Below are 582 nucleotides of genomic sequence, written 5' to 3'. Positions count from 1 at the left end.
GCTTTGGTGTGCATTATTTTCAGACGACCCTGATTTGACGGTTTCCGATAATAATGCGCCGAAGGCTTCCATGCCGAAATGGCTGCTGCCTGTGAGCGCAGAAGCGAATTGCACGCCGGAGCGGATGATTTCGGTATCGCGCGAGCTGTAACCCAATGCGCCCAAGACGGACAAAACCACGGGAAGCCATTTTAAGATTGTTTTGGTTTTCATAAGGTTGACGGTGGTTTGTTTGAGGTCGTCTGAAATTTTTCAGACGACCTTTTTGATGAGGCTTTCGGTGTAAATCTGATTGAGAAGTGTGCGCTTGCCGTAGAAGTCTATGGGTGGGAAATGCTTGTATCAACCGAACAGTCTGTTCACATCAGACGCTTTTTTGCGGTAAGGCAGGCGGATGTCGACGCGGAAAATGCCGTCGAGTTGGCGGCTTTGGATTTTGGCGTCGTTGTCGTACATCAGTGTCAGACGTTCTTTGAGGTTGCGCAGCGCCATCGAGTTGCCCTTGTGCGGCTTGGCGTTTTCGCTGCTTTCAGGCGGGGTGTACGGGTTTTCGATGCGGATGTAAATGGATGATTTGTTGAG

At 50.3% G+C, this 582-nt stretch carries 2 pseudogenes; both read right to left on the bottom strand.

Going from position 1 to position 582, the window contains the following annotated elements:
• A pseudogene (locus tag ACTHUR_RS16290) lies at positions 1-213 on the bottom strand (thermonuclease family protein); the annotation flags it as partial.
• A 129-nt stretch (positions 214-342) separates the two neighbouring features.
• Positions 343-582 (bottom strand): annotated as a pseudogene (locus ACTHUR_RS16285) (sensor histidine kinase); the annotation flags it as partial.

The sequence above is a fragment of the Neisseria sp. P0021.S007 genome (assembly GCF_051956855.1).
The sequence above is the reverse complement of the archived record's forward strand: the minus strand, read 5'-3'. Positions and strand labels throughout refer to the sequence as shown.